This window comes from Chitinophaga silvatica (genome assembly GCF_003419895.1).
GTDB classification, from domain to species: Bacteria; Bacteroidota; Bacteroidia; order Chitinophagales; family Chitinophagaceae; genus Chitinophaga; species Chitinophaga silvatica.
Window position 1 is genome coordinate 290252 of the sequence record NZ_QPMM01000001.1, and the last position, 16077, is coordinate 306328.

The 16077-nt window shown below is 40.2% G+C and carries 13 protein-coding genes; 4 read left to right on the forward strand and 9 right to left on the reverse strand.

What is annotated here, in order from left to right:
* Positions 1 to 6: 6 nt before the first annotated feature.
* The 5 genes from DVR12_RS01070 to DVR12_RS01090 form a co-directional block, all read right to left on the reverse strand.
* Entirely contained in the window at positions 7 to 1044 is a 1038-nt protein-coding gene (locus DVR12_RS01070) for an efflux RND transporter periplasmic adaptor subunit (protein WP_116973602.1), read from the reverse strand.
* 10 nt (positions 1045 to 1054) lie between these two features.
* Complete coding sequence (locus DVR12_RS01075) at positions 1055 to 2422, reverse strand: TolC family protein (RefSeq protein WP_116973603.1); 1368 nt, start codon at positions 2420 to 2422, stop codon at positions 1055 to 1057.
* A gap of 120 nt (positions 2423 to 2542) precedes the next feature.
* Entirely contained in the window at positions 2543 to 3160 is a 618-nt protein-coding gene (locus DVR12_RS01080) for a TetR/AcrR family transcriptional regulator (RefSeq protein WP_116973604.1), read from the reverse strand.
* Between the two features lie 51 nt (positions 3161 to 3211).
* Positions 3212 to 4054: a hypothetical protein gene (locus tag DVR12_RS01085; RefSeq protein WP_116973605.1), complete on the reverse strand. Its 843-nt coding sequence runs from the start codon at positions 4052 to 4054 to the stop codon at positions 3212 to 3214.
* A gap of 24 nt (positions 4055 to 4078) precedes the next feature.
* A complete protein-coding gene (locus tag DVR12_RS01090) occupies positions 4079 to 4879 on the reverse strand; it encodes an alpha/beta fold hydrolase (protein ID WP_116973606.1) in 801 nt (266 codons plus the stop codon).
* Between the two features lie 161 nt (positions 4880 to 5040).
* On the opposite strand from DVR12_RS01090, the gene DVR12_RS01095 reads away from it, so the two are divergent.
* Positions 5041 to 5700, forward strand: a complete 660-nt coding sequence (locus tag DVR12_RS01095) for an HAD family hydrolase (RefSeq protein ID WP_116973607.1) — start codon at positions 5041 to 5043, stop codon at positions 5698 to 5700.
* Positions 5701 to 5768: 68 nt separating this feature from the next.
* Positions 5769 to 6473, forward strand: coding sequence for an NUDIX hydrolase (locus DVR12_RS01100; protein WP_116973608.1), 705 nt, complete (start codon positions 5769 to 5771; stop codon positions 6471 to 6473).
* Between the two features lie 4 nt (positions 6474 to 6477).
* Here the strand turns inward: DVR12_RS01100 and DVR12_RS01105 are convergent, their stop codons facing one another.
* The 3 genes from DVR12_RS01105 to queG all read right to left on the reverse strand — a co-directional run bounded on the left by DVR12_RS01105 (position 6478) and on the right by queG (position 10490).
* Complete coding sequence (locus DVR12_RS01105; protein ID WP_116973609.1) at positions 6478 to 8304, reverse strand: alkaline phosphatase; 1827 nt, start codon at positions 8302 to 8304, stop codon at positions 6478 to 6480.
* An 86-nt stretch (positions 8305 to 8390) separates the two neighbouring features.
* Positions 8391 to 8936 (reverse strand): RBBP9/YdeN family alpha/beta hydrolase, encoded by a 546-nt coding sequence (locus DVR12_RS01110; RefSeq protein ID WP_116973610.1) that lies wholly within the window; start codon positions 8934 to 8936, stop codon positions 8391 to 8393.
* A gap of 627 nt (positions 8937 to 9563) precedes the next feature.
* Entirely contained in the window at positions 9564 to 10490 is a 927-nt protein-coding gene (queG, locus tag DVR12_RS01115; RefSeq protein ID WP_116973611.1) for a tRNA epoxyqueuosine(34) reductase QueG, read from the reverse strand.
* A gap of 87 nt (positions 10491 to 10577) precedes the next feature.
* On the opposite strand from queG, the gene DVR12_RS01120 reads away from it, so the two are divergent.
* Positions 10578 to 12581: a DUF3858 domain-containing protein gene (locus DVR12_RS01120; protein ID WP_116973612.1), complete on the forward strand. Its 2004-nt coding sequence runs from the start codon at positions 10578 to 10580 to the stop codon at positions 12579 to 12581.
* A 1-nt stretch (position 12582) separates the two neighbouring features.
* Positions 12583 to 14493 (forward strand): DUF3857 domain-containing protein, encoded by a 1911-nt coding sequence (locus DVR12_RS01125; protein WP_116973613.1) that lies wholly within the window; start codon positions 12583 to 12585, stop codon positions 14491 to 14493.
* A gap of 74 nt (positions 14494 to 14567) precedes the next feature.
* Here DVR12_RS01125 and DVR12_RS01130 read toward each other — a convergent pair whose 3' ends face one another.
* Complete coding sequence (locus DVR12_RS01130) at positions 14568 to 15839, reverse strand: OmpA family protein (RefSeq protein WP_116973614.1); 1272 nt, start codon at positions 15837 to 15839, stop codon at positions 14568 to 14570.
* Positions 15840 to 16077 lie beyond the last annotated feature (238 nt).

Consider the following 16077-nt stretch of genomic DNA (forward strand, 5'->3'; position numbering starts at 1 on the left):
GTATTATTAAGGAATGATGCGGATTAAAGATTGATCTTTTAAGTATGCGCTACCGGAAATAATCAGTGCAGAAGCCTGTTCCAGCCCCCCGCTAATTAATACCTGGTCTTTTTCTATACCAGCTACGGATACAGGAATTCTGTGTGCTGTTTGTTTATCATTTGTGATAAATACAGCACCGGTGTTTCCGTCACCATCCAGCAGTGCAGCATACGGTATACGCCAGATGCCTTTTTGATTATTGGAGGAGGTGAGAATCTGACATCTGCCAAACATCCCTGTGGCAATAGGAACGGAATGCCGGTCGGTGATTTGAATATCTGTAAGGAAAGTGCCGCTTGCAGCTTCTATACCTTCAGCTTTACGACTAATTCGGGCATATAATTTCTGATCACCCACTTCAATAATGGCGCTGTCTCCGGTTTTCACCTGGCTCCATTCCTTATCGCTTAAGCCTACACGCAGTAACCAGGTAGATTTCCCTGCTCCATTGGTTTGTAATACGGCAGTTCCGGAGGTAATAAGTTGGCCTACATTGGCCATTTTGCGAAGTACATAACCGTTTTGAGTAGCCCGTATTTCTGAATGACTTCTATTGAATCCGGTGGTATTAAGTTGTTGTTTTGCCAGATCCAGCGAGGTTTTGCTATTGTCGAGCTGCTCGCGGGTAGATACACTGTCGTTGAATAATCTGAGAGTTCGGTCGTAGTCGCGTTGGGCTTTTTCAACGGTTAGTACATCTCTTTGCCATTGGGCATTTATTTCAGTAAGGTCTAAAGTAGCGAGCACCTGACCGGCACTTATTTTATCACCTTCTTTTACAAAGATTTGTTTGATGATTCCATTTGTTTTAAAGGAGAGCAGTACTTCATCATCAGTGGTAAATTGTCCGGATGCCTGTATAATATTGCTGCCGCTTTGTTGACTCAGTTGCATAATACGTACGGGTATGGTATCACTAACCTGAGTGGTATCAGGCTCAGTTTTCCGGCCGCAGGAAAATAGTATAACGGAAAAGGATAGAAGTAGGAATGTATTTTTCATGATGAGTTTTTTATTGTTGATGATCGTTGATATCGTAACCAGCTACCGCACGTTCTACGGCTGCATAAGCCGTTTGTACTGCGGCGAGGGCAATGGTATTTTTAAGTTGGGCCTGCGTTAATTGGTTTTGCGCATCCAATAGTTCGAGATAGAGAAGTTGGCCTTCCTTGTAAACTTTTAGCTGATCGCGGTAGTATTTTTCAGAGAAGGCAAGCTGACTTTTAGCTGCCTGCATATTTGCCAGGGCTGTCTGATAATTCTGGGTAGTCTGATATAGCTGTAGTTCAAGTGCATCCTGAGTTTTAGCTGTTTCATTTACTATTTCATGTACCTGGTTACTGGCTTGTTGTATGCGGTATTTTTGTTTGTTTGAAGAAAAGATGTTCCATTCCAGGTTTACACCAATCAGGTAGTAGCGGGTATCCTGGTTAAAGTGGGCCATAGCACCTTGGGAGCCGAGATCAACAAATGTATTGAGCTTGGGGATTAGGTAGGAACGTTGCATTTTTTCGTTAAGCTGATAGGCTGTGGTGGCGCTTTTATACTGTTGTAATTCCTCACGGCCATTAATGTCCTTCGCTGGTAATGCAACCCGAATTCCAAGCAGGGTACTGTCTAAAGTAATATCGGATTCCAGGTCTCTGTTTAAGAGGAAATTGAAGTAAGCCTGGGCGTTACGTCTGTTATTTTCGGCCTGATTGATGTCGGAAATAATTTTCTCCTGTTCTGTACGGGCGCGATAAACTGCGGTATTATTTCTTACACCATTTTTCACCATGCTTTCATTGATGCGAATGTTTTCATTAATTAGAAGCATGGCATTCCTGTAAATATCTACAGACTGAAACGCCTGGTAGTATTGGAAATACGCAGATTTTATGTCTTTAACCAACTCACGTTTGTATACATTGAGAGCGGCCTGTTGTTGAGATATTTGTTGCTGCTTTATTTTCTGATTGTAATAGATTTCGGCATTGATGAGCGGCAGACTGGCCCTTACTTTCGCATCGTAAAAGTTTTCCGGATTGAGTTGAAAGGAGACGTTGCTGAGGGTTGGAAATTGATGACTATTGGTAAGTTGGTTCAGGCTGCTGTATACAGGGTTCATTAAATCGCCGATGGGGAAGTCGATGGTTCTGCCCCCTTTGGATTTGGTGTAGGAACCGAGAACAGCCACATTGGGGCCGAAGAGGCTTCTGGCTTCCTGTAGTGCCAGCATAGACCGGGTTAGCTCAAACTGTTGTGATTTAAGGCCTTTGTTGTTATGAAAGGCTACCTGTATATACTCATCGAGTATATTTTGTTGCGCGAATGTTTGAAGAAAGAAAAGCAGCATCGGGCTTATTAACAATGCTCCTTTTTTGATTGACGTATACATAGTGAACGGTGTTTAGTGGTATCGAAAAAAATAAAGCCTCTGGCTTTTATTAATCGATGTTGATATACTGAACGGTGTTTAATATTCCTGTTAAAAAAAAGGCCATTGCCTTTTTAATATTTATGCTTTCATATTATTTAGAAATTCCCGCGCCGCTTTTTCAATTACTTGCGGAAGATCTTCCACTGTGTAACTGGTAGCTTTCAAACACCGGCCTCTTAATTGTAAGCTGATCAAACCGTGTGCAAAGGCCCACATAGACATCGCAGCCAAATTTGGGTCTGTGTATTTGATCACCTTTTTCTCAACACACTCATTCACAAGGTCTAACAGTGCAAGATAAGAACCATCTCCACCTTCCCACCTTTCTTCTTCCGGAATAGCATTCATGGGAGCTTTAATAATGAACATAAGATCATACAATTCAGGGTTTTCCCATGCAAACCCGATATAGGCCATTGCAAGCTGCTCTAACCGCTTAAATGGATCCTTATCAGTTATTTTATCCCTAAAATGATCAGTAAGTTTATGAAACGCCTCTGTTTGTACTTCATACAATAACCTGTCCTTATCCTTAAAATAAAGATAGATCGTAGCCGGACTATATTCTATTTTGTCTGCAATATTGCGAATAGATACCTTTTCGTACCCCTCCTCAACAAACATTTTGATAGCTACATCCGCTATTCGCCTGCGCATCTCCGCTTTTTCGCGCTCTTTTCTTTCTACTATTCCCAAATTAGAATTGTTTACAGTGCAAATATACTGAACAGTGTTTATTTTCCAAATTTATTTATTCCTTTCTTCAAAAATCCATAACCTACCGCTCAATTGCTGCATATCTATCGGAATGCAGGAAACCAGTAAATTCCTGTCCTCCATCTGCCATTCCCAGTTGGTAACGGTTTCCATATACGAAAATAACCGTATCGCCTTCTTATAGATTTCTTCCCTATTAATTGCCCTATCCCGGAGCTGCGTCATCGCATCAGATAAAATAGCCGGCAACTGATCGCCCGGACTGGCAAGCCGTAAAAGCGCTGCCGCTTCATCATTTACCCAGCCGGTAAAGCCATCACTATTCACAAATACCAATGCATGCGGTATATGATGCAAAATGGCTGAATAACGTATAGCTATTTTTTGAAAATAGGTTAACTGCCTCGTTTGCTCCTTCGTTTCCTTCAACCGTATTTTTATAGTTTCAATACAGTCCTTGAAGTCGGAATTAAAATCCTGCCCCGATTCCCACCCTATCAACAACACACTTTCCGTCGACATAGAATTAAGAGGTATCAGCACCAGAGAACTAATACCCTTCAGGATATCTTTCATTAGCTGGTAACCTAAGGCCGGTATCTCATCCCAATAAAGGATTTTTGAACCGTTTCTCCTTATTAGTTGCTGAATAGGCGTAGGGGTTAGGATAAAGTCATTGAAACTACCAGGTAAACTGAATTTTACCTTGGCGGTTTCTTCATCCTCAAAATCAAGCAGCAGAATAATATCTGCTTCTGTTGTTTGTCTGACCAACTGTAAATTGCTCATCCAAATATTAGAAGCCGGCTTGTCTTTATTTAAATTACCGGTTTGATTTACGAAATCGAGCGCTTTGCGGACCCAGGTACTCACAACACTGATGCGATTAATGATTAATTAAAGAAATGATTGAATAGCTGCAATCACTTCATGTGGTGCAGTAATCTGCGGAAAGTGGCCTTCTGTATGGATTTTTATACGTCGGCAGTCCGGAATATGAGCCTCCATATACTCACTTACCACAGCTGGTACTGCAATATCTTCGGCCGTTTGCATAACCAGGGTAGGTACATGAATCTTCGGGAGTTCGAAGCGATGATCCAGATAAAATATTGCCTTTGCTACTACAATGGCTATATCTTGTCTGATCTTCTCCAGATTCCTGGCAAACTCTTCGGCCAGTTCAGGCTTATCCTCATGCCGCATTACTGCTTTTGCAAAACCAGCTGCCCAGGCATGATAATTATTTTCCATGGCCTCAAATAAACTGTTGAGTGTAGGAATATCAAAACCACCAACATAATTGGTGGTGGGCTCATTCAGATAACGGGGGCTTGAACCTAGCAACATCAACTTACTGAAGCGCTCAGGATAATGAGTATAGGTTAATACACCTGTCATACCACTTACAGAATGCCCCAGGTAATTGATATTACTCAACTCCAGCGCTGTAATGATTTCTGCAAGATCTGTGGCGTATCCATTGATGGTTTCATAACGCTTAGGACTAAACGCATTAATATCTGATTTTCCTCCGCCAACATTATCAAACAAAACTATTTTATAGTCTTGCTCAAAAGCCGGTATTATGTCCTTAAAACAAGTTTGATCCAATCCAAAACCATGATTCAGAATAAGTGTTGATGGGGCATTCAAATTTCCAATAACGTGAATATTGTTTCTATGAATAATATCCATAATGTTTTTTTGAGTTTAACAATATTAATTGACGGAGCCAACTGATTTACGAATTTAAAAACTCCCTGGATTTTGGCGTTGCCCAAATATAACACTCATCTTTACAATTTTTATAACTTCTTATCTCATACTTTTTTCTGGCAAATGTTTAATTTGGCGCCATGAAAGAAAAAAGTAAAGCGTTCATATTTGATATGAATGGAACAATGATCGATGATATGCAGTATCATTTGGAGGGTTGGTTCAATATGTTACAGCGCTTGGGGGCAAATCTAACCAAAGAACAGGTGAGAGGCCATATGTATGGCAAAAATGAAGAACTGCTCATGCGCATATTTGGTAAAGATCATTTTACTATGCCTCAGATGATGGAAATTGCACACGAAAAAGAAGTGCTCTACCAGGAGGCTTTCAGACCACATCTAACGCTGATTAAAGGCCTTTCCGAATTTTTAGACAAAGCTGCTAAAGCCGGTATTCCAATGGCTATAGGTACTGCCGCCAACAGGTTCAATATAGATTTTGTACTCGATAACCTCAATATCCGTCACTACTTTAAAGCTGTAATCAGCGCGGAAGATGTTGCCAGCAGCAAACCCGATCCTGAGGTTTTCCTGAAATGTGCGGAAGCCATTGGGGCCGATCCTTCCCAATGCATTGTATTTGAAGATGCGCCTAAAGGTGTTGAAGCAGCTGAGAATGCAAAAATGCAATCGGTAGTATTAACGACCATGCATACTCGTGATGAATTTGATGCTTATCATAATGCAATCGCTTTCATTAATGATTATACTGATCCTGTGTTGCAACAATTATTATAGGCTCAACAACTATATTTTCTAATATCAGGCAGGTACCATAAATTACTGCCTTACATAAAAATTGCTGTATGACACGTTACTCAGGGCAATCGAGAATGTTGGTGGCGGTAGACTGTATTATTTTCGGGTTTGATGGTGAAAAACTCAAGCTGCTGCTTATTAAACGTGGATTCGAACCACAGAAGAATAAATGGAGCCTGATGGGAGGGTTCGTACAACCCGGCGAAGGGCTCGAATCTGCAGCTGCCCGTATCCTTCATAAACTAACAGGGCTGGAAGGTGTATATATGGAACAACTATTCGCTTTCGGTGAGCCGGAACGCGACCCGGTAGAAAGAACCATCTCTGTTACCTATTTTGCTCTAATAGATATCAATCAGTATGTTCAGCAACTAACCGACGAATATAAAGCTGAATGGGTTAGCCTGGATGCCCTCCCAGATCTGATTTTCGACCATGTGGAGATGGTAAACATGGCTAAGGAGAAGTTAAGATACAAGGCAGCAATCCACCCAATACTGTTTGAATTACTGCCTAGCAAATTCACTATCCCACAGTTACAACTACTCTTTGAGGCAGTTTATGATGTAACTTTCGATAAACGTAACTTTAGCCGGAAAATCTTGTCCACAGGCCTTTTGATTAAACAAAAGGATAAAGAAAGACTTAGTTCAAAAAGAGGTGCTTTCTATTATAAACTGGATAAACGAAAGTATAATGCGAAGTTCAACTCATTCCTCAATTTTGTAACTGATCCCGGAAATCTGAAGTAACCTGCTACTTACCGTAGCATGCCAGTATTTTTCTAAAGATCTCATTATTCTCATATACTCCTCTGAAGAGCTGTGAGTTTGGCCCATAGGCGAATACCATCACAGGAATGCCTGTATGATCATTGGTAGCAAAATGACCGCGCAACCAACCTTTGGATATTTCTCCATCCATTAATGCCAACCCACTTGTTTCATGATCCGCTGTTACAATTACGGTTGTCTGTTTGTCTGCATCTGCAAATTTCAATGCTTCGCCTATGGCTTCATCAAAATCCAGCATTTCCCTCACTAAATAATCGAGATCATTACTATGTCCTCCATTATCTATCCGCGAACCCTCTACCATTAAGAAGAACCCTTTGCCTTTGCTTAATTGCTGTAATGCCTTGCGTAATGCGGTTGTCAGATAATTGCCCCTGCCATTTCTCATGGTGGTAACTACCTTATCCGACAAAATCACCATCGTTCTTTCATTCTTCCCGGTATTCCAGGTATCGAGATTATCATAAAAAATTACTCCGGAAGAAGTCAGACTCTCTCTGAGCTCAGCGTCCAATTGTTCTTTACCTCCTCCAACTGCTAATTGTATGTTGCTTTTCAGAAGCTGATGTGCCAGGGTTGCTACACTATCACGGCTCCTGGTATGCCCATAAAAGGATGCTGGTGTAGCGCCCGTAATTTCTTCCGTTACAATTACTCCGCTTTTTATTCCTTTTGGTGCCAGCAGCTCCGGAATAACTGGTACGGCAACATAGGTATTATCTTGCCCGATTACTCCATTATTCGTTTTATGGCCACTACTGATCGCTGTACCTCCTGCTGCTGAATCGGTATGATAATTATCAACAGATTGGGTTTTGGATAACCCCAGTTGCTTCATCAGAAACAGGTTTAAAGCTCCCTTATTTGCTGTGTATCCTGCAAACTGCTGTGCCAGACCTGTTCCATCACCAATCATCAGAATTACATTCTTCGATTTTATGTTAGTTGCATCACTGGCATACGTAGGGGTGTATACGTTATGAACTGGCAGATTACTTACGGTAGTAGTTGCGGTATTATGCATTACATCATAAAGCTCGCTTGGGTAATCAGTTCCTATCCAGTCTGCTCCTAAATCCATTAGCTTGAAATAACATGATTTAGTAGACGGGGCTCCCCAGAAACGAAACGGGAATCCCAGTTGATGTACCTGGTCTATTACTGCCTTTACTTTTTGCAGCTCTGAAGGTATCATCGTTCCTTTTCCATTCCATCTGCTGTAATGATCAAAACTCACACTAATCATGGCTACCCGGTCTTTAACAGATGCAGGGTAGGTGCTGTCTGGTCTTCCGTCGAAATAAAAAATCTGATCAAACTTCTGCCAGTCGCTCATCGGTGGAAGATTTCCGGAAAGCACAATCTTTACGGCATTGGGATTAGCTTTTCTGTCGAAATACTGTTTGTATGGTGTAAGCAAAGTTTGTAATGCCTGTAGGGTAGGAGTACCTTCAGTCTTCAGGTCGATCAATAGTTGAAGCGGACTACCGTCGGCATACGGTTTGCCTTTATATAATGCGAATTGTCTGATAACCGGCTGTAGGTAAAGTGCTTCAAAGGTTCTGAAAGGATCAATATCTCTGCTGTCGTGTGCCACATACAGAACACCGTTTTGTAGATGAATATCGGCTTCTATAGACCCAAAATTCAAGGCAGCTGCAGCATAAAATGGAGTGGCGCGTTCATAGTCGTTGTGCGAATGAGCCTGTGCCATAGTATACTGTTTGTCTTGTGCCTGGGCGTTCGACAACAGTAACACGGCAGATACCCATGGGAGAAGTTTCTTCATTGTTTCCTGGAAATGTTGAAAAGATTGCGAAGGTAGTAACTAAAAGATGATATCAGCCAATCACTGGTTTACCTTTTTGTTAAGGGTTAAAGGGTTGGCCAGTTGTGAATTAATTCCTCTAAAAGATGTTGGCCTTCCTGCCAATCTCCAAGCCCCGACTGGCTGTTGATATGTCCTTTTGCTCCTACATTAACGAATCGGCTGCCCCAGTTTTCGGCAAAGTACATGGCACGTTCCAGTTTGCAGTAAGGATCGTTGTTGCTGGCAACAACAATACTTTTAAAAGGCAAACGCATTAGTGGTATTGGTGAAAAGCCGGTGGCTTCCGGCGGGAAGCCTGGTCGTTCTGCATCGGCAGGAGCTACCAGTAAAGCAGCTCTTATTTTTAATTTCGTTTGTGCGGCCCAGTGAGCCATTGTAATACAGCCCAGGCTATGTGCTGCAATAACTACATCTGGTCCGCTGGCAGCTACTACTTGCTCTACTGTTGCTACCCATTCACTACGCACCGGAGTATCCCAATTCGATTGCTCTATTCTCAAAATTCCTGGTAGTGTATTTTCCCAGACAGATTGCCAGTGAGTAGGACCTGAACCATTTAATCCAGGTAATGTTAAAACTTTAAGTTCCATGACAGGAAGATGTTGTAGATCCGAAATATAGTAAAATTAAATGGCTGCTTATAATCACCTGCACTGCCGGAAAAAATGAAAGGTCGAAAGAATTCGACCTTTATTGCTAAAATTCCACGTTATGGCACTCAGGTCCATAAAAAGTTAATATCTGTCTGAAATATATGCTTATAGCTGGTTCTCTTCACAATCTCCTTCTCACAAATTTTATTCAAACTACCATAAAAAGACTCAAAAAGGGGCAGTTTAGACATAAATTCAGACATATCTGATATGAAAAATTTATTCTCTTTCTTATACTCGTTTACGTTACATCAAGTGTAGCTTTTCTCTATAATTATCATGATATGTAGTTAGAAGCTGGCTTGTTGATATACCGTACTGACTTTATTACGATTTGTTTTGATGTGGTAAACCCTGATGATTAATGAGTTCTACCAATTTCAATTTAAAAAAATTTAATAAACGACGTAAATAAACGAAAAGTCACTACAAAAGTAGGGGAAGGCGGAAGGATTGTCAAGAAATCATTAAACAATCTTTGAAAAAAGTTGTGAAACTCGTCATTTTAACAATAATTTTTAATCTGGATAACTTTAATGGTCAGATTATCTGACAGATAAAAACTTATGTAGAGTGTCCATCCTGCCAAAACCGAAGATTTCGGCGAATGCCTGCAAATTTGCTTCTCTTTAGTGGCGAATGCCTGAATATTTCCTTAAACGACTCTTCAGTCATCTCTTCCCAGTCGGCCGTACTAAAATTCAGGATGGCTGGTAAAGGAGTAAACGCCTCCTCCTTATTAGCCTTTGAAAACCTGTTCCAGGGACAAACATCCTGGCAGGTATCACAACCAAAAAACCAATTTTCAAATTTGCCTTGCATCTGATCAGGAATCAGCTGTTCCTTTAGTTCTATTGTGAAATAGGAAATACAACGGCTTCCATCCACAACTCCCGGTGCCACCAACGCGGCTGTAGGACAGGCATCCAGGCAACGGGTACAGGTTCCGCAAAAATCTGCAACCGGCCCGTCATACTCTAATTCGAGATCCGTAATCAAGGTAGCTATAAAGAAAAAGGACCCGGCCTGCTTATGAATCAGATTACCATTTTTTCCTATCCATCCCAAACCACTACGTTTTGCCCAGGCCCGCTCTAAAACAGGGGCAGAGTCTACAAACCCTCTTCCCTGAACCTGACCAAATTTTTCCTGCATCTGCGCTAGCATGGTTTTCAACCGCTCTCTGATTACTTCATGATAATCTTGCCCGTATGCATACTTAGAAATTTGGGGCGCATCACTTCTTTGCTGCTCGGAAGGATAATAGTTGAATAAGAGGGTAATTACCGATTTAGCCCCATCAACAAGTTTTCGTGGGTCGATCCGCTTATCGAAGTGGTTTTCCATGTACTGCATATTGCCATGCATACCCTTATTCAACCAACTCTCGAGCCGCCGCGCGTCATCGTCGAGTAAGGTTGCTTCGGCTATCCCACAATAATCAAATCCCAATGTGGTGGCAAGCTGCTTTATGTACCGGGTTGGACTCATCTCCGCAAAATTACGTTTTTATAGAGTGATTCTATGCAATTCGAGTTATTGATTATATTTGCCCACAATTAACTTTCCCTGTACTATATGAAGCCAATTTTTGTTATCCTGATTTGTTTGTTTTCTGTTTCCACCTATGCTCAGACTGGAAGCAAGATGAAGTTCGGTAAAGTATCCAAAGAAGAATTTGCTATCAATTCCTTTAATGATGATACAAGTGCTCATGCCATCATCCTTACTGAAATCGGAAGTTCCCAATTCGAATCAGAAGGCAACTGGTTTAAACTAATCTACAGAGTACATCGTAGAATTAAGATCATCGATAAATTTGGTCTTGATGAAGCCAGGCATAAACTAACCCTTTACCGGGGCGGTGAAAAAGATGAGGAGTTGCTTAACCTGAAAGCTTCTACCTATAACCTGGTGAATAACGAGATCGTAGAAACACCAATGGACAGCAAAAGTGTGTTCACCGAGAAAGTAGATAAGGATTTTACCAATAAACGTTTTGCACTTCCCAATGTGAAGGAAGGTTCTATTATTGAATACAGTTATACAATCTCTTCACCCTATTTTCATCATCTGAGATCCTGGCGTTTTCAAGGGCAATACCCACGTTTGTGGAGTGAGTATAAAGTCGCTATCCCGGAGTATTTCGACTATATTCAGGTGCAGCAGGGGTTTGAAAAATTTGAAGTGAAAACCCGGGAGGTGAGCAGGCAAACCTTTTCCTTCCAGGACAAATCAAGTGCAGGGATAATGACCAATCAGACTTATACTGCATCTCCAACAGTTGGTAAATATACCTGGGCATTGAAAGATGTACCATCTATCCACCACGAAAATTTTATTACTACACTTGATAATTATTTTAGTCAGATAGAGTTTCAATTATCAGCAATTAATTTGCCGGATCGGGATAAGAAACCTACGGAAAGTACCTGGCCAGAGCTGATGAAAAGCTTGCTGGAAGACAAGGATATGGGTGCCTGTTTGAAAGAAGATAACTATTTCCTTACTTCAAAAGTAAAAGAGCTTACTGCAAAATCTACTGATGAAGAAGGAATGGCCAGAAATATTTATCAATGGGTACGTGATAATTTTGTAGTAACCGGAGATGATAAAATCTGGACCAATCAATCACTTAAAACAACATTCAACAGTAAAAAAGGAAATGTTACTGAAATTAATCTCCTCCTTACTGCAATGTTGTTGAATGCAGGTTTTAATGCACATCCCCTTGTTTTAAGTACGCGTGATAATGGATATGTTTTTCAGCAGTATCCCCTTTATACCCACTTTAATTATACGATAGTAGGATTATATTATGCAGATAAATATGTTTTGCTGGATGCTGCTACACCTTGGTTAGGCTTTGGGAAATTACCCGTGGAATGCTATAATGGCGGAGCCAGAAGGGTAGATGCTACCGGAGAAATGGTTATGCTGAGCGCAGATTCCCTTTTCGAGCAAACAATTACATCTGCTACGGTTACTGCCATAGAGGACGGACAATTAAAAGGGTTTATATTCCAGAAGCCTTCCTATTTCTCTTCAATCGATCTTCGGGAAAAAGTAGCCTCAATTGGAAAAGAGAAATTTTTGGAGAAATATAATAAGGAGCATAACGGAATTGTAGCGTCTGAAATGCAATTTGAAGAGTTAGATAGTTTAGAGGTTCCTTTAATGATAAACTATCAATTTAAGACAAATTTCGATAATAATGCAGATTTGATCTATTTCAATCCTGTTATGATTGACAGGCAGCAAAAAAATCCATTTATGGCTATGGAAAGAAAGTTTCCTGTAGAAATGCCTTTTGTAAACGATGAGCTTTATACCTTAAATCTCACCATTCCGGATGATTATGAAGTTGATGAGTTACCTAAATCTGCCAGAGCTACTTTAAGCGATAAGGATGGGTCTTTCGAATATCTGATCAGTCAGTTCGAAAATCGGATTCAATTCAAATTCCGACTGCAATTAAAGAAAGCGTATTTCGAACCTGATGAATATACCGCCCTGCGTAGCTTCTTTGATCTTGTAATAAAAAAACTGAATGAGCAAATCGTTCTGAAAAAGAAAAAATAATATGTCTTTATTCTTTAGGGTTATTTGTTGCCTTATATTTCTTTTGCCAAATTTTGTTGCGGCATCAGGCCCAAACTATGCTGTTGCTGATATTCCTTTAAACCTGAGACAGAATGCAAACGTAGTGGTCAGGCTGGATGAATTGGAGGTGCAGATCAGAAGTTTATCTGATATGAGAAAGACACACCATTATGTCATTACCATTCTTAATGAAGAAGGGGCTGAAGCTGCTGAATTCATAGTCGGGTATGATAAACTTAGTTCTATCAGATCTATTAGCGGTGTTTTGTATGATGAGTATGGTGCACAGGTAAAACGTCTGAAGAATAGTGAAATAAAGGATTATAGCGCTGTTGATAATTCAAGTCTGATGACAGATAATAGAGTAAAGGTGCATAGCTTTTACTATAACAGTTACCCGTATACAGTTGAATATACTATTGAACAATCTTCAGTAGTCACCCTTTTCTTACCGGTCTGGAGGCCTCAAAAAGGCTACAATTGTTCGCTGCAACATGCTAAACTTTCTGTAGAAACTCCAAAGGATTTTGTGTTAAACTATAAAGAATACCTGATTAAAGATAAACCTCAGATTACACAAAATAAATCTACAACCAACTACCTATGGGAACTTAACGACATCCCTGCTACGAAGTCGGAATATTTTACCAGCAAGCATTATCAGCTTTTACCTACAGTATATTTTGGTGCTAAGGAGTTTGAATATGGAGGAATAAAGGGAGATTTGAGTAGTTGGAAGACCTTTGGAGATTTTTTTTATAAATTGGATAAAGGTCGGGATGTATTACCAGCAAATATTAAAGCCACCGTACACAAATTAGTAGATGGACAAACAGATTCCAAAGAAAAGATAAAAATCCTTTACGAATATTTACAAAAAAATTATAGATATATCGGCGTGCAAATTGGTGTGGGCGGCATGCAGTCTATGGATGCTGAATCAGTAGCCAATAAAGGGTATGGCGACTGTAAGGCACTGACAAACTATATGATGGCAATGCTGAAGGAAGTTGGTATTCCATCAAATCCCGTAAATATAAAAGCAGGAGCCGGAGATTATACTATACGTGAGGATTTCCCATCCTGGCAATTCAATCATGTTATTCTATGCGTACCACAGGGAAACGACACCACATGGTTAGAGTGCACCAGTCAATCTTTACCGGTTAATTATTTAGGTGAGTTTACAGACAATAGATATGCACTTTTTATAGATGAAAATAATAGTAAGTTAATTCGTACTCCAACATATGGTTTGAAAGACAATCTCAAAATCCGGAATATTGATGCTACTATTAATGAGGAAGGAGATGCTACATTAAAAGCCAGTACACTATATACTGGTTTGCAACAAGACGACCTGAGCGATAGGTTACATGCGCTTAGTAAAGAAAAACAATTAGATTATTTGCGAAAGAACTTAAGTTTTTCGAGCTATGATGTAACCGGTTTTGAGTACAGGGAATTGCCAGCTTTAATACCGGCCATTCAGGAAAACCTCACGATACAGGCAAATAACTATGCATCTGTTACTGGTAAAAGGATCTTTATTGCTCCTAATCTATTGTCTCAAACTAATTATAACCTGAGTAAAAATGAGTCGAGAAAATCTACTATAGAGATCAAAATATCATACAGGGAAGCGGATACTGTACATATTAATCTTCCAGTTGGTTATGTACCGGAAAGTATGCCCGGGAATGTAGACCTGAGCACTAAATTTGGAAAATATTCAAATCAATATATCGTAACCAACAACAAGTTGGTAATGATCAGGAATAGAGAAAACTATGCTGGTGAATATCCTCCTGCTGATTACTCCGCATTGGTTGAGTTCTATAATGCTATATCCCAGGCCGATAAAGCTAAAATAGTATTCGTTAAAAAGTAAATGAGCTTTCAATAAACGAAGAAGAGGTTACCATAGCGTGGTAACCCCTTCTTCGTTTATTAGTATTTAGAAGCTTATTTTTCTCGTACACTAACGGAAATATGTCTGTCCATTTTTCTTTCTTCTTCAGGAGCATTGGCTGCTGCTTTGGCGAATTTAGAGCCATAACCTTCAGCGCCTAACAACTGTGCCGGATTTGTATTAGCTTTTTTCAGGGCTTCTTCTACTGAAACAGCACGTTCTTTAGAGAGCTTCATATTTGCTGCTTCATCTCCGGTTTTATCGGTATATCCACCAATCTTAATTTTCGCTTTAGGGAATGACTTTAAAATAGCAGCTATGTTATTCACCTGAACCATACTTTCCTCTGTGATCTCAGCACTACCGGTTTTAAATGTCAGGTTATCAAAATCGAACCATATATCATTACCAGGCTTTTTGGAGTCATCTTTCAGGAATCCAACAAGCTGGTCTTCTATTCCTCCCTTATATGCATTCAGTACAGTTCCATCCGGTAATGTAACCTGAATACTTTCCCGTGCAGGTGGAGTAGTGACTACCGGGGTAGTGGCAGAATCAACCAATTGACTGGTAGTAACACTATCCATCACCGGTGCGGCATTTTTACTACCTCCGCAACCACGCATTAAGTACCATAAAAGCACTATTGCTACAAGGATTAAGAGTAACGACCAAATCCACTTAGAACCTCCCTGTTTGGCTGTATTGATGCCACTATTCACAGCTGAAGTAGCGGAATGACCTACACCACTAACCAGGTTGCCCATTTTCTTTCCTAATTCTCCAAGGCTTCCCAATCCTAAGATACCCGCAAGATTTAAACCTCCTGGAACTGCATTCAGGATATTGTCTTTTTGCGTATTAAGGAATGAAAGGAAAGTGGAAGGATTAAGATTATTTTGTGTTGCATATTGTCCGACTGTTCCTAAGGTTGCCGGTGTTGCAGATTGTAACAGTGTATTAGCTGAAGATTCTTTGATCCCTGCAAAGCTCGACAACATTCCGATAATTGAATTTACCTTATCGCCGAACAGATTATGTAAAAGTTCTGAACCTTTACTGATTAAGCCGCCAGAGCCACTTTGAATGGCACCGGTCACTGCTGCAGGATTCGCATTGTCCGCTACACCTTTTACCATATTCAGCAAACCACCTGCTTCTCCTGATGATCCGGCTTTATTTAACAAGCCAGTCAGCACAGTAGGTATTATCCCACTCAATGCTTTTTGTATTCCTCCTTCACTCTCTCCAAGTTGTGAGGAGGCCTGGCTAATAACATTACTGTCAAAAATACTTTTTACACTCTCTAATAAGTCGAAAGCCATAATTGTAGGGTTTTGTATTGATGAAGAAATTTTGTTAAGGCTTATGGTTTAATATTCACCTATTGCTATGTAGGAATGATAGGTTAACATCCTTATACCCTTTGTTGTTTGGATTTTGCCCCCCAAATCTGAAAAAATAGCAGTTTAAAACCCATCAACCTGAAAAAAATGCAGTAAAAAATTAACTTATATGTCATAATTTCCGAATGTAGAACATTGGATTAGGATTTGTTGTTTT